This is a genomic window from Nocardia sp. NPDC001965 (assembly GCF_053594175.1).
The window spans coordinates 45,375-68,510 of record NZ_JBSFDZ010000007.1 but is presented as its reverse complement, the minus strand read 5'-3'; the positions used below and the strand labels follow the sequence as shown (position 1 = coordinate 68,510).

The following is a 23,136-nucleotide window of genomic DNA, read 5'->3' as shown; positions in this document are numbered from 1 at the left end:
CACCGGACGGTCGGCCCCAGCAGCATCCGACCCGTAGAAGCCCGATCGAAAGCCGAGCCCCGCCATCACAGAACTTCCCCCGATAACCCACATACGACCCGCGGAGGCCGCGGCGAAGGCGGAGGTACCGCAGTATCGCCGCATCAGCGGACCAGCAGCCAGGGTTCGTGGTGCCGGTAGAACGTGGATCGCGGTACCACCCGGTCGCTCTGCACACCGTCGCGGTTGACCACCGCTGCGGGGGTACCGAGCTGCGCGGCGCGGCCGGCCGTCCAGCGGCGGCGGCGGAAGCGGCGCGGATAACTCGCCCGGACTCCCGGCAATTCCAGCGTGGGCGTCACGAACATGGCCCGCACCGAACCGGAGAACAGCCGGGTGTCGTCGACATAGGCCTCGCCGGTGAGCTGCTCGCCGTTCGGGCCGGTGATCTTGGCGCGGCCCACCAGGACCGTGCCGGTGTCGTCCCGGACCAGGGGCGTCTGCGTGGGCGAGCCTTCGAGCGCCAATTTGGCGGCGGCGTTGCCGGTGGGAAGGTCGTAGGCCTGCGCACCGTAGGACCGGTCCACCGGGACGTACCCGACTTCCACGTGCAACCGTTCGGTCCGCATCAGATGGGTGAGGACCGCGGCCAGCGCCGCATCGTCGCCGAGCACTATCAACCGCGGCAGGCTGTCCGCCGCGAGCACCGGAAGGATCTCGTCGATCAGATCGGTGCTCGGTACCGCCTCGGTCTGCGCGGTCGGCTGCGCGGCGAGAGCAATGGGTACCGGTGCGTCGGCACAGCGGAGAACCTGGGTACTCAAACGCCCAACACCCTCCCTCGGACCGGTCTCCCACGAGTGTAGAGGGTGCCCCTGCACGACCCGCGCAACGGCCCGGCCGCGGCGACCGTTCCCCGGCCGCCACACGGGCTCGGCTAGACTGTGCTCCCGGCTTCCTCCGCATTACGGCAGGTAGCTGCAGCACTTGCGTGTTGCGCGTCGAACCGTAGGAGACACGACCATGCCGGCAATCGTCCTCATCGGCGCCCAGTGGGGCGACGAGGGCAAGGGCAAAGCCACCGACCTACTCGGTGGTCGCGTGCAGTGGGTAGTGCGGTACCAGGGCGGTAACAACGCCGGTCATACCGTGGTGCTGCCCAACGGCGACAATTTCGCGCTACATCTCATTCCGTCCGGCATCCTGACCCCCGGGGTGAAGAACGTCATCGGCAACGGTGTGGTCGTCGACCCCGGTGTGCTCCTCGACGAGCTCGCCGGGCTGGACGATCGCGGTGTCGACACCTCGGGCCTGCTGCTGTCCGCCGACGCGCACCTGATCATGCCGTACCACGTGGCCATCGATAAGGTCACCGAACGGTTCCTCGGTAACAACAAGATCGGCACCACCGGCCGCGGTATCGGCCCCTGCTATCAGGACAAGGTCGCACGGGTCGGGGTGCGGGTGGCCGATGTGCTGGACGAGAAGATCCTCACCCAGAAGGTGGAGGCGGCGCTCGAGTTCAAGAACCAGGTTCTGGTCAAGATCTACAACCGGCGCGCCCTGGACCCCCAGCAGGTGGTCGAGGAGGTGCTCGGCCAGGCCGAGCAGTTCGCGCACCGCATCAGCGATACCCGGCTGGAACTGAATCTGGCGCTCGAACGCGGCGAAACCGTGCTGCTCGAAGGTTCGCAGGGCACGCTGCTCGACGTGGATCACGGCACCTACCCGTATGTCACCTCGTCGAACCCGACCGCCGGCGGCGCTGCGGTGGGCGCGGGTATCGGCCCCAACCAGATCGGCACGGTGCTGGGCATCCTCAAGTGCTACACCACCCGTGTCGGCTCGGGCCCGTTCCCGACCGAGCTGTTCGACGAGTCGGGCGCCTACCTGGCCAAGACGGGCGGCGAGGTCGGCGTCACCACCGGCCGGGCCCGCCGCTGCGGCTGGTTCGACGCGGTGATCGCCCGCTACGCCACCCGGGTCAACGGCATCACCGACTACTTCCTCACCAAGCTCGACGTGCTCTCGAGCCTCGACCGGGTGCCGATCTGCGTGGCCTACGAAGTGGACGGCGAAAGGGTCGAGCAGATGCCGACCACCCAGACCGGGTTCCACCACGCCAAGCCGATCTTCGAGGAGATGCCGGGCTGGTGGGAGGACATCTCCGGGGCGCGTACCTTCGCGGAACTGCCCGCCAATGCGCAGGCCTACGTGCACCGGCTCGAGGAACTGTCGGGTGCCCGGATCTCCTGCATCGGAGTGGGCCCGGGCCGCGACGAAACCATCGTCCGCCACGACATCCTCGGCTGAGGTATCAGCGGACCGCCTGGAAACCCAGGACGGTGCCGCCGATCCGGATCGAATCGCCTTCCGCCAGCAGCGCCGAATCGATCGGCTCCTCGTTGACGAAGACGCCGTTGGCCGAATCCAGGTCCTCGATCAGCAGGCCGGCCCGGCCCAGTTTTATCTGGGCGTGATACCGGCTGACCTTCGGATCGTCGAGGATCAGATCGTTGTCGGTCATCCGGCCGATCCGGAAGCTGCCGTGCGCGACCATGACGGTCCGCCCGTCCGGTAATCGCAGCTGGCCGCTGCGTACGGTCCGCGGCACCTCGGTGACCGTATCGGTCATCGCGGCCGCCATCCGTTCCACGTTCTTCATCTCGACAGTACTCAGCGGCTCCTGGCGCAGCACCCGCCGCTCCAGTTCGACCAGCGCGGGCCCGGGATCGATACCGAGTTCGGCGGCCAGTACCGCGCGTACCCGCCGACACGCTTCCAGCGCGTCGGCATGCCGTTCGGACAGATACAGGGCGGTGACGAGCTGCCCCCAGAGCGGTTCCCGCAAGGGATGCTCGTTGGTGAGCGCGACCAGTTCGCCGATCACGGCGGCGGCCCGGCCACAGGCTATCTCCGCGTCGAACCGCGCCGAAACCGCCAGCAGCCGTTCCTCCTCCATCGCGGTGGCGAAACTGTCGGCGAAGCCGAGTCCGGTGAGATCGGACAGCGCCCGCCCGTTCCACTCGCGCAGGGCGGTCGAGAACAAATGGGACGCGGACGCGTGATCGCCGGCACCCGAGGCCCGGGTACCGGCATCCCGGGCGGCTTCGAACCGGCCCAGGTCACATGCGTCGTCAGCGATCTCGAGCCGATATCCCGAGGATTCCGTGCGCAACACACCCGCCGGGTCGATGCCGGAATTGCGGAGCGCCTTGCGGATATTCGATACGAATACCTGCAAACTCGCCGCGTACGCGTCCGGCGGCTCTTCGTTCCAGACCATATCGGCCAGGGCGGACGAGGACACGGCCCGGCGGCGGTTCACCGCGAGCGCGGCCAGCAGCGCCCGTGGTTTGGGTCCGCCGACCGGCACCGGCTCACCGCCGACCAGTAACCGCACCGGGCCCAGCACGCGGAGATCGAGAGTCATCCGGCTACGAGCGGTGAGAAGCGATCAGGCACTGATGGAACGCCCCGCGGACCGCAGGTCGTTGCACGCCTGCACCACGCGATCGGCCATCGACTGCTCGGCCTTCTTCAGGTAGCTGCGCGGATCGTAGGTCTTCTTGTTGCCGACCTCGCCGTCGATCTTCAGCACACCGTCGTAGTTGCTGAACATATGACCGGCGACGGGCCTGGTGAAGGCGTACTGGGTGTCGGTGTCGACGTTCATCTTCACCACGCCGTACCGCAGCGAATCGTCGATCTCCGATTTCAGCGAGCCGGAACCGCCGTGGAATACGAAATCGAACGGCTGCGCGTCATTGGCGAGGCCGAGCTTGGCGGCGGCGACACGCTGCCCCTCGGCCAGTACCTCGGGCTTGAGGACCACGTTGCCCGGCTTGTACACACCGTGCACATTGCCGAAGGTGGCGGCGAGCAGGTACTTGCCCTTCTCGCCGGCGCCGAGCGCGTCGATGGTCTTCTCGAAATCGGCGGGCGAGGTGTAGAGCTTCTCGTTGATCTCGGCCTCGACACCGTCCTCTTCACCACCGACGACGCCGATCTCGACCTCGAGGATGATCTTGGCGGCGGCAGCGGCGGAGAGCAGTTCCTGCGCGATCGAGAGATTCTCGTCGATCGGAACGGCCGAACCGTCCCACATATGCGACTGGAACAGCGGGTTCTGTCCCGCGTCCACGCGTTCCTGCGAGACGGCGAGCAGCGGGCGGACGAACCCGTCGAGCTTGTCCTTGGGGCAGTGGTCGGTGTGCAGCGCGATGGTGACGCCATATTTCGCGGCCACCACATGGGCGAACTCGGCCAGCGCGACCGCGCCGGTGACCATATCCTTCACCCCCAGGCCGGAACCGAATTCCGCGCCACCGGTGGAGAACTGGATGATCCCGTCACTGCCCGCCTCGGCGAAACCCTTGATCGCCGCGTTGATCGTCTCCGATGATGTGCAGTTGATGGCCGGGAAGGCGAAAGAGTTCGCCTTGGCCTGACCGAGCATCTCGGCGTAGACCTCCGGAGTCGCGATCGGCACTGTGAAGACCTCCGTGTTGTGCGGCAGACGTGGGATTGTCTGTTTCTGCACATACCCTAAGGCAGGCAGGTTTCATCCGGTATAAGGGGATTGTTTGCGCCGCCGCACCCTACAGCGGTCGATGTAACCGGTACTGTGGGCCGGGTGATTGCGCTGGCAGCTACCGACGCGGTGACGAGCAATCTGGCTCTGACCGAACTGCTCGACCCGATGCACCTGTTGACCGAGACCTGGCTGAAGAACGCGGTACTACCGGCCATCATGGTCATCGTCTTCATCGAGACCGGCCTGCTGTTCCCGCTGCTTCCCGGCGATTCGCTGCTGTTCACCGGTGGACTGCTGGCCGCGCAACCCAATCCCCCGGTATCGATCTGGGTACTGGTTCCGGCGGTCGTCTTCATCGCATTCGCCGGTGACCAGTGCGGATACTGGATCGGCCGGGCCATCGGTCCCGCATTGTTCAACAAAGAGGACACGCGCTTCTTCAAGAAGAGCTACGTCACCGAAACACACGAATTCTTCGAGAAGCACGGCCCCAAAACGATCATCTTGGCCCGTTTCGTCCCGATCGTCCGGACTTTCATGCCGGTACTGGCCGGGGTCTCCAAAATGAGTTATCGGCGTTATGTCGCGTTCGATATCGTCGGCGCGATCGCCTGGGGCGGCGGTGTGACCGTTCTCGGTTACTTCCTCGGCAATGTGGCCTTCATCCGCGACCACGTCGAGGCCATCTTCCTGCTCATCGTGTTCATCTCGATCCTGCCGGGCATCAGCGCCATCGCCAAGAAGCTGCTCGGGCGCAAGGCCGCGGCCCCCGCGACCGGCGGCCGGCTCACCTCGACCGCGGAACTCCCGGCCATGGATCTGCCCGGCCAGGTCGACAGCACCATGCCCCTGCCGGTGGTGTCGAACACCGGACCGGTCGGCGCAAACGATTCCCCCGTTCGGTAAGTGGTGAGCGCCCAGGCCATGCCCCATGCGATGGGCAGCTTCGAACCCCTGATCTCCGCCGGGCCGGCGCTGGTCTGGACGGTCGTCCTCACCTTCGTCTTCCTGGAATGCGCGTTCATTCTCGGACTCTTCCTGCCCGGCGATTCGATGCTGCTCACAGCGGGAATCGTGATGGCCTCGCATGCCACCGGGGAAACACAGGTGTGGCTGCTGGCGGTCGGTGCCATGGTCGCCGCCATCGCCGGTAACCAGGTGGGTTATACGGTCGGGCGGCGGACGGGCCACCGACTCGTCGCCCGGAAGAACGGGCGCTATATCAACACCCATAATCTGACCCGCGTCGCCGAGTTGCTCGAGCGGCACGGGTTCGTGGCCGTGCTGATCGCGCGGTGGATCCCCTGGGTGCGCACGCTCTGCCCGATGGTGGCCGGAGCCGCCGGGATGGATCATCGCCGCTACACCGTCGCCAGCACCGTCGGCGCGATCATCTGGGCGCCGGTGCTGCTGTTGATGGGTTACTACGCGGGCGGCTTCATCCAGCAGATCTCCTGGCTCATGCCGATCGTGATCGGGTCGTTGGTGGTGTGTCTCATCGTGGGCACGATCATCGGTATCCGCCAGTACCGGCAGGAGATGTCGCAGCCGGTCGAGGACTTCGACCTCGATCTCGATGCCGCCGAAGCCGATGCCGACACCATGCCGCTGCCCGGGCTCGGCCGCCGCGAACTACAGCCCGGCCGCCGTGACCATATGGGCGGCTTCCATGAGCATCCAGCCCGAGAGCTGTACCGATAGATCGCGTTCGGGTATCCGTGAGGAACTGACCGCGCCACCGGCGGTGAGCCCACCGGCGCCGCCGCTGCCGCTGGGCAGCTGCGCGGATACGGTCCAGTCGTGGCCGAACAGCGGTTCGCCCTCGACGTCGAGCCGGTTCTCCCACGCCGCAGCCGCCGACTCCTTCACGATCCGCGCCGCCGTACGCCGATCGGCGAGTTGTTCGTGTTCGTTCCCGGGCAGCATGAGCGCGACCAGCGCGAGGTACCGAATGAGGATCCCGTTGAACAGCCCGCCGTCGCCACCGGTACCACCGCGCACCACGCCTTGGACGGTCAGATGATCCTCCACCGCGTCCAACAGCCGGTGCACGCGGTCGAGATGCTCGAAATCACCGGTGTGCACCGCGAGCTCGGTCTCCAGGCCGAGCACCACGCCCTGGCAGTAGCTGTAGATCGGTCGTTCCAGATCACCGGCGGGCAGATGGATCCCGTCGAAGATCAGTCCGGTCTCCGGATCGCGCAGCGTCGCGTCGATCCAGGCCGCCGTCTCGACCGCCCGATCGAAGCGTCCGAGCCGAGCCAGCGCGATACCCGCCGGCCCGTTGGCCGGCGCATTGTAGAAATCCGCCCCGACCCGCCACGGGATCCCACCGCCGACGGCCGGGTTCCACGCCGTGTAGAGCTTCTGCTCCAGCGGGCCGAGGGCTCCCACGGCCTCCTTGTTGTCGTGGATGCGGGCCGCCCGTTCCAAGGCGATGGCCAGCCAGGCCATATCGTCGTAGTAGCGGTTGGTCCATCCGGAGATATTGCGGAGCCGGTGGGAACGGACCAGGGTGGCCACCCGCTTGCGGCGTTCGATGGTCGGCGCCCGGTTGGCGGCGTCGACGGCACAGTCGATGAGATGGGCCTGCCACCAGTAGTGCCAGGTGGCGAAGAACCGCTCACGCCGGATCGACGGCCAGCCCACGACACCCAGCGCGGTGCCCGGCAGTAACCAGACCGGCCGCAGATGACGGGATACGATCGCGGCCTCGGCCCGGTCGGCCCGCTCGGACCAGCGCGTCGCGGGGTCGCCCAGCGGCCTGCGCTGTTGCCCGGCGGAGCGCCGGGGAACGTCGAGATCGTCGCTGGGCGGGGTCATGAAACCCATATTGCCAGGCGAATCGGCTTTTCCGCCGCTCAATTGTTACCGACTCGACGCGGAACCGTTCGACTTCGCCCGGATTCGGTCCGGACCTCGCGTAATTGCGCCCGGACCGGGCGGAGAAGGCCCGCCCGCGAACCGTAAAGCGGGGTAAACGCCCGGGCGTGTCGCCCGGCGGTCCGGCCGTCGGCGCCGGGCCCGCGACCGCACCTCACGGTGAACACACAGCCGCGCAACGGGTTTCGAGTGGACTGGACCGAACCGGATGCCCCCGGTCCGCCCACACTACGATCATGCCGTGACCAACCCAGCGCTACCGGCCGATACGAACCCCACCCGGCACCCGAATCAGACCTCCGGGGTCGCCGCGGCCGGAGTCCGGGACACACAGCCGGCAGGGCAGGAATCGGGCGATCACCTCGAACACGGGCCCGGCCCCACCGAATGGGGCGACAACCCGAACGGAGTCGGTCCCTGGACCGCCGAACACGACGGACCACCGCCGGAGGACGACCGGTTCGATCCGGTACTACTGGCCGAAGGCGACCGCCGCAATGTCGTCGATGCCTACCGCTACTGGACGCGGGAAGCGATCGTGGCCGATATCGACCGCCGGCGCCACCCGTTCCACGTCGCCATCGAGAACTTCGGGCACGATGCGAACATCGGCACCGTGGTACGCACCGCGAACGCGTTCGCGGCGGGCGCGGTACATATCGTCGGCCGCCGCCGCTGGAACCGGCGCGGCGCCATGGTCACCGACCGCTACCAGCACATCACCCATCACCCGGATATCGAGGCACTGCTCGAATTCGCCCGGTCCGAGGACCTGAGCGTGGTCGCGGTGGACAACGTCCCGGGTTCGGTGCCATTGGAAACCGTCCGGCTGCCCCGACGCTGCCTGCTGCTGTTCGGCCAGGAGGGGCCGGGCGTCACCGAAAGTGCCCGCGACGCCGCGGTACTCACGGTGTCCATCGCGCAGTTCGGTTCCACCCGCAGTATCAACGCGGGAGTGGCGGCCGGTATCGCCATGCACACCTGGGTCCGTCAGCACGCCGATCTCACCACCGCCTGGTGACCGGGCCGACGCGATTCGGCCACCGACGGTCACCGTGCCTCTCGCACAACCTTCGCCCACACCGAAGGCGGCGCCGACAACACAGCCGGGGTCACGAGGGCCCCGACAGCCCCACCGGAGGCGGGGCCATTACGCAGAACCGAGCACTACGACGATGATCACGATGTAGGCGATGATCACCAGTGCCATCAAAATCAGCATCACCGAGCCGATGATGCCCAGCACATAGCCCACCATCACGTTGCTGCGGCCGCCGATGGTACCGCCGGAAGCGTCGATCTCGTCGAGCGCCCGGCGGCCCATGATCCATGCGAACGGGGCACAGATCTGGCAGAACATCATCCCGATGATGCCGAGGATCAGCACCGTGGTCGCCTGTGGATGTTCGGGCGGCGGCGGCCCGTACCCCGGGTATCCGTACACGGGCGGCGGGTAGCTCATGCCTGGATCGTATCGGCTGCCGCTAGGAGCGACCAGCGGAAATCTGTTCGGTCCCAGCGGTACCGGCTCGATCCCGGACGTGCGCGCCCGGATCGGCCAGCAGGAACTGTGCGGCGCCGTAGGTCGCCAGAATCACTGCCTCGATCACGCGCCGCGACCGTTCGCCGCGTGCGAAGAGCCGCCGCAGGACGATCAGGCCGTCGGAGACCGTGAACAACAGTGCGCCCACGCCCAGGCGACTGCGCGGATCGGCGTCCGGGATGTTGAGCCCCGCAATATCGTTCGCGTCCGGAGCCAGCGCCGGGTCGGATGCCAGTACGGCCGCGCTACCCAGCGTCGCACCGTAGGCGCTCAGCGGTGCCGCCAGCACCGGTGCCTTGGCGCGTAGCAGTGCGGCGGCCCCCATCCAGGCCAGTACCCGTGGCACGGCCACGGCTGGTGCCGGGCGGGCACCGTAACGCCACCACAGCACCGAATACCCGGTCTGCATCACGGCGAACGAAGAGGCCCCGGCGATGAGCCGACGATCGTCGTCGGGATCGATGAGCAGTACGTCCCCTACCGTGGCCGCACCGAGCGAGCTCAGCAGCAGAGTCCGGTCGGCGGGGGCGATACCGGCGCGGCTGGTCGCGATATCGGCGGCGAGCAACGGCATCATCAGCGGTTTGGCCACCCACTGCCAGCGTTCACGTCCGGTGAGCGCACCCGCCACGGTCACCGCGGTGGCGGCGAGGTACCCGGCACGCAGCGGTCGCATTGCTACAGACTCGATTCGGCCGGTGCCGGCGGCAGGATGACCACCTGGCCCGCGTAGCTGAGTCCGGCACCGAAGCCGAGCAGCAGCGCCAGCTGGCCGCCCTTGGCCTTGCCCGTGGCCAGCATTTCCTCCATGGCCAACGGGATCGAGGCGGCGGAGGTGTTGCCGGTGTTCTCGATATCGCCCGCCATCGGGATTTCGTCGGCCAGACCCAAGTTCTTCTTCATCAGCTCGTTGATCCGGGCATTGGCCTGGTGCGGGATGAAAACCTCGATATCGTCCTTGGACACCCCGGCCACGTCGAGGGCGGTGGACAGCGCGCGCGGCAGGGTGACCGCGGCCCAGCGGAAGACCCGGGGGCCCTCCATACGCAGCGCCATCCGGCCCACCGGTTCCACCTTCGGATCGGTGCCCTGCAGGTCCTGGGCCCGCTGCATGTAGTCGATGAAGTTGATGTCCTGTTTGATGGCCTCGGCGTTCTCGCCGTCGCTGCCCCAGACGGTGGGTGAGATCCCGTTGTCCTCACTGGGCCCGATGACCACGGCGCCGGCGCCGTCACCGAAGATGAACGCCGTCCCGCGATCGGTCGGATCGATACCGATGGTCATGGTTTCGGCACCGATGAGCAGTACGTATTCGGCAGAACCGGCGCGGATCATATCGGTCGCGACGCCGAGGCCGTAGCCGAAGCCGCCACAGCCGGAAGTGAGGTCGAAGGCGGGGATACCGTTCATGCCCAGATCGCTGGCGACGATCGGCGCACCGTGGGGCGTCAGCATCGGCCAGCTGGAGGTCGCCAGGATGAGGGCACCGATCTGCGACGGGTCCACACCGCTGTTGCGCAGTGCGCGGCGGCCGGCGGCCACCGAGATGGACCGCAGCGATTCCTCGCCACTGATCCAGCGCCGGTTACGGATACCGCTGCGTTCGAAGATCCATTCGTCGGTGGAGTCCAGTACCTCGCATACCTCGGCATTGCTGACCACGCGTGTCGGCCGGTAGGCACCGATTCCGAGCATTGCTACGTTGTCGTGCCCCTTCTTGCCGGCAATGCTCACCACGACTCCACGACCCTTCACTTGCAGTACTGACGGATTCTCAGGCTAGCCGAGCGGGAAGAACCGGTGAACAGCCCACCGCGTTTACGCAGCGGTATTCAGTTCAGTTCGAGGTCTCCGAGGCTGAGGATGGAGCGGTACTCGAGACCTTCGTCGGCGATCACCCGGTCGGCGCCGGTTTCCCGGTCCACCACCGTGGCTACCCCGACCACTGTCGCGCCGGCGTCGCGCAGCGCGCGCACCGCGGTCAGCGGGGAGTTGCCGGTGGTCGTGGTGTCCTCCACCACCAAGACGCGTTTGCCGACCACATCGGGTCCCTCGATCTGCCGCTGCATCCCGTGGGTTTTCGCGGCCTTGCGCACCACGAACGCGTCGATCGGCCGGCCCGGAGCGTGCATCACGGCCAGCGCGACCGGGTCGGCACCCATGGTCAGTCCGCCCACGGCGTCGAATTCCCAGTCGGCGACGAGTTCGCGCAGCAGTTTGCCGATCAGCGGACCGGCCCGGTGATGCAAGGTCGCCCGGCGCAGGTCGACGTAGTAGTCGGCCTCGTTACCCGAGGACAGCGTCACCTTGCCGTGCACGACAGCTAAATCGCGCACCAGCCCGGCCAAAGCGTTCCGGTCGGTTGTTGCCTGGTCGATCATCGGTGTCCTTCCGCCCACGTAGGCGAGTCACGGCAGTAGAGGTCCCGGCGCGTACTGCGGCGCCCTGCGAAGCAGGATACGGGGACGCTCCGCGCGGAGTTGTCGCAGGTCGCGCGGAGTACGTATCGGGGAAACCTACTGCGGTACCGGACCCTGGTAGGGGCGGAACCCGGGATGGAACGGACCACCCGGCTGACGTGGCTCCTGGTCGTCGCCGGGCCCGGATTCGCGCGACTCGCGCGGACCGGAGTCACGGTCGGGTTCCGAGCGTGCGGACCGGTTCACCGCCCGGGCGTCGGGCACCACGGCCAGACTGGGCCGCCGGGGCGCGGCGTCGCCACCGTCGGGTTCGCGGCGGCCGGGCTCGTCGAGATCCTCCGGATCGCCCTGCCGGTAACGGACATTGGGTACCTGGCGCCCGTAGCGGCCGTCGTCCCGGTCGTCGTCTTCGTAATCGAGGTAGCCCTCGTCCCGCGCGGCGTCGCGGTCGTCGGCCGAACGGATGCGCGCGCGCGGACGCGCGTCGCCGGGCTCGTTGTCGTCGGAGCGCGGTTCGGTGACCGGCGGCAGCACGTGCAGCAGACCCGACAACCGCAGGACGGCGTCGATGCCGGTCTCCCAGTCCTTGGCCGCGGTCCCGACGGGAAGCATGCCGAGGGTCCAGTTGCCCTCGCTCCACAGCATCTGCACGGTATCGGCCAGCGATTCGATGAACGCGACCATCCGCTGATCGACGGCGTGCCGAGCGATTTCGGGATTGGTCGCGAATACGACGCGATCGCCGATGGCGCCGAGCAGTTCCAGATCGGCGTCCTTGGGCGGATTCATCGTTTTGAGCCGCATATCGACATCGATATCCGAACCGATCTGCCGGCGGACGGCGACCAGGGTCGCCGAATCCTCGAGATCCAGCAGTACGAATTTCTCGCCCTTACGGATACCGGTCACCACGTCGACCGCAGTGAGGTATCCCAGTTTGGCCAGCGCACCGCGCCGCCACGTCGAAGCGAGCGCCGGTTCCACCGACACATAGGTGTATCCCTGGGCTTTCGCCCACACCTGGCGCGCGTGACCGGTCCGCTGCCGCTGTCGCCGGTCGAAGTAGAGCAGCACTATCGCACCCGCGAGGGTGATTGCCGCCAGCCCGAACCACATTGCCGTCATCGTCGCCTAGCCTATCGACCCGCCCGGCGTATTGCCGGGCACCCACACTGCGCGCCGCGGTTTTTCATCGCCCGCCCCCTTCGAGGGACGTGCTGATGATGACATCGGCCTGGATTGATCCGTCCGGGCTCTTCTGGCCCTGCACGATCACCAGGTCCCCGGTCGGCAGAGCGTCGACGGTGGTCCCGGCCAGCGAGATCACCTGGGTGGACGCGGTGGTGTGCACCGTGATCTCGTTACCGGTGAGCGTGCTGATGGTCAGGGTACCGCCGGAGTTGGCGCTGATGGTGCCCATGGTGGTGCCACCGGATTCCGCGTCGCCGGTATCGGGCAACTCCGGCATACTCGGCAGGCTCGGGAGGCCGGGGCCCGAATCACCCGGATCGGCGGGTAGTCCACGACCCGTCGGCCTGCTGGTGGTCGTGGTGCCGCCGGCGGTGGTGTCGGAGTCGTCCCCGCCGAGGAGCATCCCGGCGGCGATACCGGCCAGCCCGATCAACACGATCACCGCGACCGCGATACCGACCCACATCCCGTTCTTCTTCGGCGGGCGCGGCGGCTCCGGCGGTACCTGGCCCGGCGGGCCGTACTGCCCGTAGCCGCTCAACTGGTTGTCGTAGGCGCCGCTCGGATAAGTGGGCATCTCCCGGGTCGGGTGCGGGCCCGGTGGCCCCCAGCCGCCGTAGGGATCGTTACCCGGATAGGCCGTCGTCGACTCCCCGTAACCCGCCGGGCCGTAGCCGGTGGACAGCTTCTCGGTGGCCGATTCCCCCGGCTGACCCAGGTGCTGCGTCGGATCGTCGTCCGGCCGCCTCGCCCAGGGATCGTTCGGGTTGGTCATGTCATCCAGCCTAGGCCGAACCCGTCCCGGGTGAGCGCACTCACCCGGGACGGGGGGCGTGGCGACGGTGACGACGCGGTCAGCGCCGCATCCGGGGAAGGACGCGACTCACGGATTCGCGATGACAGCGGCCGGGTCGCGGTCACGAGGACCGACGATCAACCCGTCGCCGTCGGGCATGACGTTCACCTCGACCGTATCGCCGTCGGTGACCTTCCCGGACAGCAGTTCCTTGGCGAGCGTGTCACCGATCGACTGCTGGATCAGACGCCGCAACGGACGCGCGCCGTATACGGGATCGTATCCGCGGACCGCCAGCCAGAACCGGGCCGAATCACTCACATCGAGGGTCAGCCGCCGCTGCGCGAGGCGCCGCTGCAACTGGTCGAGCTGGATATCCACGACATGCGCCAGCTGGTCCTCGTCGAGGGCCTGGAACATCACCACGTCGTCGAGCCGGTTCAGGAATTCCGGTTTGAACGCCGCGCGTACCGCGTTCATCACGAATTCCGCGTCGGCGCCCGCACCCAGGTTCGAGGTCAGGATCAGGATGGTGTTGCGGAAGTCCACCGTCCGGCCCTGGCCGTCGGTGAGCCGACCCTCGTCGAGCACGGCGAGCAGGATGTCGAAGACATCGGGATGCGCCTTCTCGATCTCGTCGAACAGCACCACGGTGTAGGGCCGCCGCCGCACCGCTTCGGTCAGCTGACCGCCCTGGTCGTAGCCGACATATCCGGGCGGAGCACCGACCAGGCGGGCGACAGCGTGCTTCTCGCTGTACTCGCTCATATCGATGCGGACCATCGCGCGTTCGTCGTCGAACAGGAAATCCGCCAGCGCTTTGGCCAGTTCCGTCTTACCCACGCCGGTGGGACCGACGAACAGGAACGAACCGGTCGGCCGATTCGGATCCGCGACACCGGCGCGGGCCCGGCGTACCGCGTCGGAGACCGCCCGCACCGCGTCGTTCTGCCCGACCACCCGGCGGGCGAGTTCGGATTCCATCCGCAGCAATTTCTCGGTCTCGCCCTCGAGCAGCCGGCCCACCTGGATTCCGGTCCACGCCGAGATCACCTCGGCGATATCGTCCGGGCCGACTTCCTCCTTGAGCATGACCTCACCGTCGGCGGCCGCGCCGGAGGTCTTCTCGGCCTCGGCGAGCTCCTTTTCCAGCGTCGGAATGCGCCCGTACCGCAGCTCGGCGGCCTTGCCCAGGTCACCGTCGCGTTCGGCGCGGTCGGATTCACCACGCAATGTCTCGAGCTGCTCTTTGAGCACGCGCACCTGATCGATCGCCGTTTTCTCGTTCTGCCAGCGGGTGGTGAGCTGGTTGAGCTTCTCGCGGTCGTCGGCGAGTTCGCCGCGCAGCCGCTCGAGCCGTTGTTTGGATGCCTCGTCGGTCTCCTTGGTGAGCGCGACCTCTTCGATCTCGAGTCGCCGCACCGCGCGTTCCACCTCGTCGATCTCCACCGGCCGGGAGTCGATCTCCATCCGTAGCCGGGACGCCGCCTCGTCGACCAGGTCGATCGCCTTGTCGGGCAGGAACCGGGACGTGATGTAGCGATCCGACAGTGTGGCCGCCGAAACCAGGGCGGAGTCGGTGATCCGCACACCGTGGTGGACCTCGTAGCGTTCCTTGATACCGCGCAGGATGCCCACTGTGTCCTCTACCGAGGGTTCGCCGACCATCACCTGCTGGAAGCGGCGCTCCAGCGCGGCGTCCTTCTCGATGTGCTGCCGGTATTCGTCGAGCGTGGTCGCGCCGACGAGCCGCAGCTCGCCGCGGGCCAGCATCGGCTTGATCATGTTCCCCGCGTCCATCGCCGATTCGCCGGTCGCGCCCGCGCCGACGATGGTGTGCAGTTCGTCGATGAAGGTGATGATCTGCCCGGCACTGGACTTGATCTCCTCGAGGACGGCCTTGAGCCGCTCCTCGAACTCGCCGCGGTACTTCGCGCCCGCGACCATCGCGCCCAGATCGAGCGAGATGACGGTTTTACCGCGCAGCGATTCCGGTACGTCGCCCGCGACGATGCGCTGGGCCAGGCCCTCCACGATCGCGGTCTTGCCGACACCCGGTTCACCGATGAGCACCGGGTTGTTCTTGGTACGCCGGGACAGCACCTGGACGACCCGGCGGATCTCGGTATCGCGCCCGATCACCGGGTCCAGTTTTCCGGCGCGCGCGGCATCGGTGAGATCGGTGGAGTACTTCTCCAGCGCCTGATAGCTGCCTTCCGGGTCCGGGCTGCTGACCCGGGCGCTGCCGCGCACAGCGGTGAATGCCTCACGCAGCCCCGACTCGGTCGCACCGTATTTCTCGAGCAACATGGTCACGTCGGTGTCACCGGCGGCCAACCCGACCATCACATGCTCGGTGGAGACGTACTCGTCACCGAGTTCGGTGGCCAGGTGCTGGGCCGCGGTGATCGCGGCCAGCGCCTCGCGGCCCAGTTGCGGGGTGGTGGTGGCGCCGGTGGCGCGTGGCAACCGGTCGACGATGTCCTGCGCTTCGCGGCGCACCGTCGCGGGATCGGTGCCCACGGCCTTGAGCAGGGGCGCGGCGATGCCGTCGGTCTGGTCCAGCAGTGCCACCAGCAGATGGGCCGGGCGGATCTCCGGATTGCCGGCGGCCGAGGCTGCCTGCAATGCGGCAGTCAGCGCGGCCTGGGTCTTGGTGGTGGGATTGAACGAGTCCACGAAGCACCTTCCTGCTAGTCGATATCTCATCCGGCATCCGCACCGATCCCGGTGTCTCGTGCCGTTCTGCCCGATTCAACGTTCGAAAGGTTGAGTCTGTTCCGCTCAACTTTGAAATTTTCGGTGACGACTCACCCGCACCGGGTTGCCAGAAAAGTGCTGGATCACGGCTCACAACGACGCGTCGGTACCCGCGAACAAGATCAGCCAAACCCGGTAACCGTATTTCACACCCACCATCATCTCTTTTTTCGGGGATACTGGTCGGGTGAAGGGCCGCCGTAACGGTCGGTCCCTCCGGGTCGGAATTCAGGGAAAGGAAGCTCCACGCCGTGGATGCGCGTTCGGCAGCGCTGGTCCGCGCCAATTTCCAGTCGGTGGTCGATGCGCCGAGTGGACCCGAGCGGTTGGTCAGCGCTTTTTACGGTCACCTGTTCGCGGAGAACCCGCGGCTGCGGGAGCTGTTCCCGCCCGCCATGGATATGCAGGCGAAGCGGGTGGTCACCGCTGTCCAGTACATGCTCGACCACCTCGAAGACTGGGATCGGGCCCAGAAATTCCTCGAGCAACTGGCCCGCGACCATCGCAAATACGGTGTCGATGCTTCGCATTACGACCAGGCCGGGCCCGCGCTCTACGCCGCCTTCCAGACCTACAACGGCCCCTACTGGACCAGAGAACTCGCCGAAGGGTGGCGCGATGTATGCCTGCTCATCGCCGCCGCCATGGCCATCGGCGCCAATTCCGATGATTCGCCGCCCTATTGGGAGGCCACCGTCGTCGGCCACCGGCACGTCCTCGAAGACCTGGCCATCGTCCGGCTCCAGTCCGACGACCCGATTCCCTACCTGGCCGGCCAGTACGTCCCCATCTCCGTGCCGCAGCGGCCCCGGATGTGGCGCTACCTCTCGCCCGCCATCCCGTCGAACCCCTACGGCGAGATCGAATTCCACGTCCGCAAGGTGCGCGGCGGCTGGGTGAGCCCGTCGATCGTGAACGAGACCAAGGTCGGCGACCGCTGGCTCATCGGCGGACCGCTCGGCGGCCTGCAGGTGGACCAGGACAGCGGCCGGGATGTGCTGATGATCGGGTCGGGCACCGGTGTCGCGCCGTTGCGCGCCCAGCTGATCGAGATGGGCCGCCGCGGTATCAACCCCCGGGTGCACTTCTTCATCGGCGGGGTGTACCCGTGCGATCTGTACGACGTGGAGAACATGTGGCAGCTCTCGCAGAGCAACCCGTGGCTCACCATCGTCCCGGTGTGCGAGCACAAGACGAACCCGTGGTGGTATCCGCATCCCACCGAGGACGCGCCCTACGGGATGCACCGGCGCCTGGTCGGCAACCTCGGCGCCGTGGTGGCCAGTTTCGGGGCATGGGAGGATCGGCAGATCCAGATCGCCGGTTCGGCGAAGATGATCGCCGATACCCGGCGTGCACTGCTCGCGGTCGGCACCCCGGAGGAGATCATCAGCACCGATCCGGTCTGATCGGTATCGCATATCGAGCACCGGACGGGTCGCCGTCCGGCCCGGCCCGTCAGGTGAGTGAGGTATGACCAACGACCCGAGCGCGTCCCCCGGCCATCCGTCCCAGCGGGACTACTGGCTGGCCGATGTCGTCGAACACCACCGGCTGCGCCACGATATGGCCGTGGTCCGGTTGATCGGCGAATACGTGCCGTTCCTCGCCGGACAGTCCGTGCAGGTCGAGGTCCCGCAGTTCCCGGGGATGCGGCGCCGGTTCTCCCCCGCGTTACCGCCCTCGCTGGACGGCAAACTCGAATTCCATGTCCGCACGGTCGCGGGTGGCTGGTGCAGCGCCGGGATCGTCGCCGATACCGCGGCCGGAGATCGCTGGAAGCTCTCGGCACCCGAAGGCATGTTCACCGTGGACCCCGACGGCGACGAGGTGGTGATGATCGCCGGCGGTACCGGTCTGGCCCCGCTGCGCGCCCAGATCCTGGAACTGGCCCGGCATCCGGACCCACCCACCACCTATCTGTTCTTCGGCGGTTCCGCGCCGCGCGACCTGTACGCCGCCGATATGCTCGTGCTGCTGGCCGCCGACCTGCCCTGGCTCACCGTGGTACCGGTGGTGGAGCGGCTCGACGACCCGTCCTGGCCCGATAAATGGTACGAAAGCCACCGGGTGGATATAGGTTTCGACGACGACGACCTGTTACAGGGCACCCTCGCCGAAGTGGTCGGCTCCTACGGTTCGTTCAACCGGCACCAGGTCCTGGTCTGCGGATCACCCGCGATGACCAGGTCCACGGTGGAACGTCTACTCGACGCCGGCACCCCGGCCGAGCGGATCCAGTTCGAAGGAGCCTGAACCCGCGCCGATCGACAGACCCGGAGCCGAGCGACCCGCGGTCGCGACCCCGGAGCGGCACCATCAGCATGGCCGGAGACGAACGACGCGTGACCGCAACCCCGAATGCGGCCGTCGAAGCAACCGGGTTCACATGACCCGACCGCCACGCCGGAGGCGGCCCGATCGACACGTCGGGGTCCCGTAATCCCGACCGCAGCGCCGAACAGCCCACCTCAGTGGCGGGGCCCGCCCCGGTTCTGGAGCGACAGAGCGAAGGAGCGCAGCGACTGAGCGCCGGAGTGAAGAACCGGGGTCACGAGGGCCCCGCCTGCGACGCCGGAGGCGGCGCAATAAACACAGCCGTCAATACTTCCGCCGGTTCCGTGGCTGCCATACCACCAGCGCGGTATTGCGCTGCGGTGGAATCAGTTCCGGCCGGTAATCCGGCCGGGCCCGTTCCCGTTCCAGCTCCGCGGACAGGTCCAGCACTCGCTGCTGGAGTTCGGTGACCTGATTGGTGAGCTCGATGATCCGTTTGATCCCGGCGAGATTGACGCCCTCGTCCTGGGAGAGCCGCTGCACCTCGCGCAGCAGTTCGACATCCCGTTCCGAATAGCGCCGGCCGCCGCCGGACGTGCGCTGCGGTGTCACCAGGCCCAGCCGGTCGTAGGTGCGCAGGGTCTGCGCATGCATACCGGCCAGCTGAGCCGCCACCGAGATCACGAAATATTCAGTGCTCGATTGGCGCGCGGACTTCGCCTCGGGTGGTCGTTTCGGCTCCATTACGCACCTGCCCATCCCGCTCTCGGATCGAAGCCGCTGGCCTTCTCCGCCTCCTGCAGCGCGCGCAGCGCTGTCACGGCGTCGTCGTCCAGCTTCGGCGGCACGGCGACCTTCACGGTGACCAGCAGATCACCGGCTCCGCCACCACGTTTGGGAACTCCGCGGCCGCGCACCCGCAGGATGCGGCCGTCCGCGGTACCCGGCGGCACCTTCACACCGACCCGGCCCTCCAGAGTGGGCACCGATACGGTCGTACCGAGCACCAACTCACTGTAGCTGACCGGAAGTGCCAGAGTGAGGTCGTCGCCGGCCCGGCCGAAGACCTTGTCCTGGCTCACGTGCACCGTGACGAACAGATCGCCCGAGGGCGCGCCCCGCAGCCCTGCTTCGCCCTGTCCGGCGAGCCGGATCCGTTGCCCGTCCGCGATACCCGGTGGGATCCGGACGTTGATGGTGCGGGTGCGGTTCTGGATACCGCTGCCGTGGCAGTCCACGCACGGGTCGTCGATGATCGAGCCGGAGCCGCGGCACTCGTCGCACGGTTCGCTGAATCCGAACGCGCCCTGATTACGGCTCACCACACCGCTGCCGTTGCAGATCGGGCAGACCCGCGGGCTGGTCCCGGGTTTGGCACCGCTGCCGTGACAGGTGGTACACGGTGACGGGCTGGTCAGGTACAGGGGCACCGTGACGCCCTTGGCCGCCTCGCGGAACCCGAGCGTCGTCTCGGCCTCCACATCGGCGCCCCGCCGGGGGCGGCTGCCAGTGCGGGTGGCACCGCCGCCCCGGTTGAACAGGCCACCGAACAGGTCACCGAGGCCGCCGTCGGCACCGCCGGCACCGGCCTGGCCGAAGATATCGCCCAGATCGAAGCTCTGGGAGAATCCGCCGCCTGCTCCCGGGGTGAAGCCGCCACCCCGGCCGTACCCGCCGCCGGAGAACAGGCGTCGGGTCTCGTCGTACTCGGCGCGTTTGGCCGGGTCGGACAGGATGGTGTGCGCCTCGCTGACCGCCTTGAACCGCTCCTCGGCCTTGGCATCGCCGGGGTTGGCGTCGGGATGAAGATCACGGGCGAGCTTGCGATACGCCTTCTTGATCTCTTCGGTGGAAGCGCTGGAGGAAACACCCAGCTCCTTATAGAAGTCCTTCTCGATCCACTCCCGCTGGCTCACCGGGCATCTCCTCCTCTCGGTACCGTTCCACGACCCGGGCGGGCCGCTGCGTGGTCACACTTTCCTACCGTCTCCGGGCCCGTCGCGCGTGGCGTGACGGGCGCGCGGCGCCCCCGGATGTCTCCGGGGGTACGCCGCGCGACCCGGTCCGTGGCTTTCGCCGCGGAGTCGTTACTTGTCCGAGCCGGCATCAGCATCCGATGCCTCCGCCGCAGCGGGTTCCGCCGCGGTCGCGGAACCCGGGTTCGATCCGAGATCCCCCACCCCGTCGGTCACGCCGACCAGCGCGTGCCGTAGCACCCGCTCACCGAAGCGATAACCCTTGCGCATCACCACGCCGATCACCGGATCGTGTCCGGATCCTTCGTGCTGAACCGCCTCGTGCAGGTTCGGATCGAAAGACTCGCCCTCGGAACCGAATTCCTCGAGACCCTGTTTGCGCAGCGCCTCGATCAGTTTGTCGGCCACCGAACGCAACGGCCCGGATTCCAGGTCACCGTGCGCCTTCGCGCGATCCAGATCGTCGAGGACACCGAGCAGTTCGGTGACCACGGCGGCCTTGGCGGAATCCGTCGCGGTCTTGCGATCGCGTTCGACCCGGCGCCGGTAGTTGGTGTATTCGGCCGTCAGCCGCTGCAGATCGGCGGTGCGCTCGGCGAGTTCGTCCGAGGCCCCGGCCGGAACCTCGGCGGGCGCCGTCTCGACACCGTCACCGTCGAGACCGGCCTGCGGCGCCTGGGGGGCTATGCCCTCTTCGGCCCCGGCCGGGGCGGCGCCGTTGGCCGCCCCGGCCTGATCCCGTACCTCACCGGTCTCCGGGTCGATCTTGCGCTTGTCGACGAAGCTGACCGGTTCCGCTGGCTCTCCCGAGTTACCTTTGTTTCCCGAATTCGTCACTTCTTCTCCGTGTCGACCGGCTCGTCCACGACCTCGGCGTCGACCACTTGGTCGTCGCCGGCGTCCGCGCCCGCGGCGCCGTTACCGGCGGCCCCGCCGTCCGAAGCGGCCTGGGCCTCGTAGATCGCCTGGCCCAGCGCCTGCGATTCGGTGGCCAGCTTCTCCACGGCGGCCTTCACCGCGGCGGTGTCGGTGCCCTCGAGCGCCTTCTTGGCGTCGTCGATCGCGGCCTCGACCTTGGACTTCACATCCGCCGGAACCTTGTCCTCGTTATCGGCGATGAACTTCTCGGTCTGGTGTACCAGCGACTCGGCCTGGTTGCGGGTCTCCGCTTCCTCCCGGCGCGCCTTGTCCTCGGCGGCGTGCGCCTCGGCGTCCTTGACCATCCGGTCGATCTCTTCCTTGGACAGACCGGAGCCGTCCTGGATCTTGATCGTGTTCTCTTTACCGGTGCCCTTGTCCTTGGCCGTGACGTGCACGATGCCGTTGGCGTCGATATCGAAGGTGACCTCGATCTGCGGCACCCCACGCGGGGCCGGCGGGATACCGGTCAGCTCGAAGGAGCCGAGCAGTTTGTTGTGCGCGGCGATCTCGCGCTCACCCTGGAACACCTGGATCTGCACGGACGGCTGGTTGTCGTTGGCCGTGGTGAAGGTTTCCGAACGCTTGGTCGGAATGGTGGTGTTGCGCTCGATGAGGTTGGTCATCACACCGCCCTTGGTCTCGATACCCAGCGACAGCGGGGTCACATCGAGCAGCAGGACGTCCTTGACCTCACCCTTGAGCACACCGGCCTGCAGGGCGGCGCCGACGGCGACGACCTCATCCGGGTTCACGCCCTTGTTGGGCTCCTTGCCGCCGGTCAGTTCCTTGACCAGTTCGGAGACCGCGGGCATGCGGGTGGAGCCACCGACGAGCACGACGTGGTCGATATCGGAGACCTTGATCCCGGCGTCCTTGACCACGGACTGGAACGGCGCGCGGGTGCGGTCGAGCAGGTCCGAAGTGATCTTCTGGAATTCGGCGCGGGTCAGCTGCTCGTCGAGGAACAGCGGGTTCTTGTCCGCGTCGACGGTGATGTAGGGCAGGTTGATCGAGGTGCTCTGCGAGGAGCTCAGCTCGATCTTGGCCTTCTCGGCGGCCTCACGCAGCCGCTGCATGGCCATCTTGTCTTTGGTCAGGTCGATGCCCGAGCTGGACTTGAACTTGTCGACCAGCCATTTCACGACCCGCTCGTCCCAGTCGTCACCACCGAGGTGGTTGTCACCGGAGGTCGCGCGGACCTCCACGACGCCCTCACCGATCTCCAGCAGCGAGACGTCGAAGGTACCGCCACCGAGGTCGAAGACCAGGATGGTCTGTTCCTTGTCGCCCTTGTCCAGGCCGTAGGCCAGGGCGGCGGCGGTGGGTTCGTTGACGATGCGCAGGACGTTGAGGCCGGCGATCTGGCCGGCTTCCTTGGTGGCCTGACGCTGCGCGTCCTCGAAGTAGGCGGGGACGGTGATCACCGCGTCGGTGATCTCCTCGCCCAGGTAGGACTCGGCGTCGCGCTTCAGTTTCATCAGCGTGCGCGCGCTGATCTCCTGCGAGGTGTATTTCTTGTCGTCGATCTCCACGGTCCAGTCGGTGCCGATATGGCGTTTCACCGAGCGGATCGTGCGGTCGACGTTGGTCACGGCCTGGTTCTTGGCCGGCTGACCGACCAGTACCTCGCCGTTCTTCGCGAACGCGACGACAGAGGGCGTAGTGCGCGAACCCTCGGAGTTGGCGACGACGACCGGCTCACCACCTTCGAGAACGGCGACGACCGAGTTCGTGGTCCCGAGGTCGATTCCGACCGCACGAGCCATTTGTTTCCTCCTCATTTTTCGACTGCTTGTGTCTGTCCGGGCCGGTGCCCATGGCGCGGCGTGCCGGTGGGCCCACCGCATGGACCA

21 protein-coding genes are annotated in these 23,136 nt (G+C 67.3%); 6 read left to right on the top strand and 15 right to left on the bottom strand.

All coding sequences use genetic code 11. The features are described 5' to 3' along the window. Window positions 1-143: 143 nt before the first annotated feature. Window positions 144-803: a hypothetical protein gene (locus ACWCPQ_RS13245; RefSeq protein ID WP_449898021.1), complete on the bottom strand. Its 660-nt coding sequence runs from the start codon at window positions 801-803 to the stop codon at window positions 144-146. 199 nt (window positions 804-1,002) lie between these two features. On the opposite strand from ACWCPQ_RS13245, the gene ACWCPQ_RS13240 reads away from it, so the two are divergent. Then, complete coding sequence (locus ACWCPQ_RS13240; protein ID WP_449898019.1) at window positions 1,003-2,292, top strand: adenylosuccinate synthase; 1,290 nt, start codon at window positions 1,003-1,005, stop codon at window positions 2,290-2,292. A gap of 4 nt (window positions 2,293-2,296) precedes the next feature. Here ACWCPQ_RS13240 and ACWCPQ_RS13235 read toward each other — a convergent pair whose 3' ends face one another. Continuing rightward, entirely contained in the window at window positions 2,297-3,412 is a 1,116-nt protein-coding gene (locus ACWCPQ_RS13235) for a BTAD domain-containing putative transcriptional regulator (RefSeq protein ID WP_449898017.1), read from the bottom strand. 24 nt (window positions 3,413-3,436) lie between these two features. Beyond that, the gene (gene fbaA, locus ACWCPQ_RS13230; protein ID WP_449898015.1) at window positions 3,437-4,471 is read right to left on the bottom strand and encodes a class II fructose-bisphosphate aldolase; all 1,035 of its coding nucleotides are present in this window, start codon (window positions 4,469-4,471) and stop codon (window positions 3,437-3,439) included. Window positions 4,472-4,681: 210 nt separating this feature from the next. Here fbaA and ACWCPQ_RS13225 point away from each other — a divergent pair, with 210 nt between their 5' ends. After that, a complete protein-coding gene (locus ACWCPQ_RS13225; protein ID WP_449898418.1) occupies window positions 4,682-5,422 on the top strand; it encodes a DedA family protein in 741 nt (246 codons plus the stop codon). Continuing rightward, window positions 5,423-6,217: a DedA family protein gene (locus tag ACWCPQ_RS13220; protein WP_449898013.1), complete on the top strand. Its 795-nt coding sequence runs from the start codon at window positions 5,423-5,425 to the stop codon at window positions 6,215-6,217. Here ACWCPQ_RS13220 and ACWCPQ_RS13215 read toward each other — a convergent pair. Beyond that, a complete protein-coding gene (locus ACWCPQ_RS13215) occupies window positions 6,149-7,339 on the bottom strand; it encodes a glycoside hydrolase family 76 protein (protein ID WP_449898011.1) in 1,191 nt (396 codons plus the stop codon). The genes ACWCPQ_RS13220 and ACWCPQ_RS13215 overlap by 69 nt on opposite strands. Before the next feature lie 301 nt (window positions 7,340-7,640). Between ACWCPQ_RS13215 and ACWCPQ_RS13210 the strand changes: the two genes are divergently transcribed. After that, a complete protein-coding gene (locus ACWCPQ_RS13210; RefSeq protein ID WP_449898008.1) occupies window positions 7,641-8,420 on the top strand; it encodes a TrmH family RNA methyltransferase in 780 nt (259 codons plus the stop codon). A 129-nt stretch (window positions 8,421-8,549) separates the two neighbouring features. On the opposite strand, the gene ACWCPQ_RS13205 is transcribed toward ACWCPQ_RS13210, so the two are convergent. From ACWCPQ_RS13205 to clpB, 7 genes are all read right to left on the bottom strand, one after another. Continuing rightward, window positions 8,550-8,861 carry a DUF4190 domain-containing protein gene (locus ACWCPQ_RS13205; protein WP_449898006.1) on the bottom strand — a complete coding sequence of 104 codons (312 nt, stop codon included), beginning with the start codon at window positions 8,859-8,861 and terminating at the stop codon, window positions 8,550-8,552. Between the two features lie 22 nt (window positions 8,862-8,883). Beyond that, entirely contained in the window at window positions 8,884-9,618 is a 735-nt protein-coding gene (locus ACWCPQ_RS13200; protein ID WP_449898003.1) for a lysoplasmalogenase, read from the bottom strand. 2 nt (window positions 9,619-9,620) lie between these two features. Further along, window positions 9,621-10,679: a beta-ketoacyl-ACP synthase 3 gene (locus tag ACWCPQ_RS13195; RefSeq protein ID WP_449898001.1), complete on the bottom strand. Its 1,059-nt coding sequence runs from the start codon at window positions 10,677-10,679 to the stop codon at window positions 9,621-9,623. Between the two features lie 95 nt (window positions 10,680-10,774). Beyond that, window positions 10,775-11,323: an orotate phosphoribosyltransferase gene (pyrE, locus tag ACWCPQ_RS13190; RefSeq protein WP_449897998.1), complete on the bottom strand. Its 549-nt coding sequence runs from the start codon at window positions 11,321-11,323 to the stop codon at window positions 10,775-10,777. Between the two features lie 135 nt (window positions 11,324-11,458). Then, window positions 11,459-12,478 carry a hypothetical protein gene (locus ACWCPQ_RS13185; RefSeq protein ID WP_449898416.1) on the bottom strand — a complete coding sequence of 340 codons (1,020 nt, stop codon included), beginning with the start codon at window positions 12,476-12,478 and terminating at the stop codon, window positions 11,459-11,461. A 73-nt stretch (window positions 12,479-12,551) separates the two neighbouring features. Beyond that, window positions 12,552-13,328: a DUF5666 domain-containing protein gene (locus ACWCPQ_RS13180; protein WP_449897996.1), complete on the bottom strand. Its 777-nt coding sequence runs from the start codon at window positions 13,326-13,328 to the stop codon at window positions 12,552-12,554. Window positions 13,329-13,436: 108 nt separating this feature from the next. Then, entirely contained in the window at window positions 13,437-16,028 is a 2,592-nt protein-coding gene (clpB, locus tag ACWCPQ_RS13175; protein ID WP_449897993.1) for an ATP-dependent chaperone ClpB, read from the bottom strand. A 332-nt stretch (window positions 16,029-16,360) separates the two neighbouring features. Between clpB and ACWCPQ_RS13170 the strand changes: the two genes are divergently transcribed. Continuing rightward, complete coding sequence (locus ACWCPQ_RS13170) at window positions 16,361-17,518, top strand: globin domain-containing protein (protein ID WP_449897991.1); 1,158 nt, start codon at window positions 16,361-16,363, stop codon at window positions 17,516-17,518. Window positions 17,519-17,582: 64 nt separating this feature from the next. Then, window positions 17,583-18,365 carry an FAD-binding oxidoreductase gene (locus ACWCPQ_RS13165; protein ID WP_449897989.1) on the top strand — a complete coding sequence of 261 codons (783 nt, stop codon included), beginning with the start codon at window positions 17,583-17,585 and terminating at the stop codon, window positions 18,363-18,365. A 345-nt stretch (window positions 18,366-18,710) separates the two neighbouring features. Here the strand turns inward: ACWCPQ_RS13165 and ACWCPQ_RS13160 are convergent, their stop codons facing one another. The 4 genes from ACWCPQ_RS13160 to dnaK form a co-directional block, all read right to left on the bottom strand. Next, window positions 18,711-19,130 carry a heat shock protein transcriptional repressor HspR gene (locus tag ACWCPQ_RS13160; RefSeq protein ID WP_449897987.1) on the bottom strand — a complete coding sequence of 140 codons (420 nt, stop codon included), beginning with the start codon at window positions 19,128-19,130 and terminating at the stop codon, window positions 18,711-18,713. Further along, window positions 19,130-20,302 carry a molecular chaperone DnaJ gene (dnaJ, locus tag ACWCPQ_RS13155; protein ID WP_449897985.1) on the bottom strand — a complete coding sequence of 391 codons (1,173 nt, stop codon included), beginning with the start codon at window positions 20,300-20,302 and terminating at the stop codon, window positions 19,130-19,132. The genes ACWCPQ_RS13160 and dnaJ overlap by 1 nt, the downstream gene beginning before the upstream one ends. 171 nt (window positions 20,303-20,473) lie before the next feature. Next, a complete protein-coding gene (gene grpE, locus ACWCPQ_RS13150; protein ID WP_449897983.1) occupies window positions 20,474-21,199 on the bottom strand; it encodes a nucleotide exchange factor GrpE in 726 nt (241 codons plus the stop codon). After that, window positions 21,196-23,049: a molecular chaperone DnaK gene (gene dnaK, locus ACWCPQ_RS13145; protein ID WP_449897981.1), complete on the bottom strand. Its 1,854-nt coding sequence runs from the start codon at window positions 23,047-23,049 to the stop codon at window positions 21,196-21,198. The genes grpE and dnaK overlap by 4 nt, the downstream gene beginning before the upstream one ends. Window positions 23,050-23,136: the final 87 nt, after the last annotated feature.

Bases quoted from the DNA above. Each gene is read 5' to 3' on its own strand.
- ACWCPQ_RS13240 (WP_449898019.1), top strand. From the start codon at position 1,003: ATGCCGGCAATCGTCCTCATCGGCGCCCAGTGGGGCGACGAGGGCAAG.
- ACWCPQ_RS13235 (WP_449898017.1), bottom strand. From the start codon at position 3,412: ATGACTCTCGATCTCCGCGTGCTGGGCCCGGTGCGGTTACTGGTCGGC.
- ACWCPQ_RS13225 (WP_449898418.1), top strand. From the start codon at position 4,682: ATGCACCTGTTGACCGAGACCTGGCTGAAGAACGCGGTACTACCGGCC.
- ACWCPQ_RS13215 (WP_449898011.1), bottom strand. From the start codon at position 7,339: ATGACCCCGCCCAGCGACGATCTCGACGTTCCCCGGCGCTCCGCCGGG.
- ACWCPQ_RS13205 (WP_449898006.1), bottom strand. From the start codon at position 8,861: ATGAGCTACCCGCCGCCCGTGTACGGATACCCGGGGTACGGGCCGCCG.
- ACWCPQ_RS13200 (WP_449898003.1), bottom strand. From the start codon at position 9,618: ATGCGACCGCTGCGTGCCGGGTACCTCGCCGCCACCGCGGTGACCGTG.
- pyrE (WP_449897998.1), bottom strand. From the start codon at position 11,323: ATGATCGACCAGGCAACAACCGACCGGAACGCTTTGGCCGGGCTGGTG.
- ACWCPQ_RS13185 (WP_449898416.1), bottom strand. From the start codon at position 12,478: ATGTGGTTCGGGCTGGCGGCAATCACCCTCGCGGGTGCGATAGTGCTG.
- ACWCPQ_RS13180 (WP_449897996.1), bottom strand. From the start codon at position 13,328: ATGACCAACCCGAACGATCCCTGGGCGAGGCGGCCGGACGACGATCCG.
- ACWCPQ_RS13165 (WP_449897989.1), top strand. From the start codon at position 17,583: ATGACCAACGACCCGAGCGCGTCCCCCGGCCATCCGTCCCAGCGGGAC.
- ACWCPQ_RS13160 (WP_449897987.1), bottom strand. From the start codon at position 19,130: ATGGAGCCGAAACGACCACCCGAGGCGAAGTCCGCGCGCCAATCGAGC.
- dnaK (WP_449897981.1), bottom strand. From the start codon at position 23,049: ATGGCTCGTGCGGTCGGAATCGACCTCGGGACCACGAACTCGGTCGTC.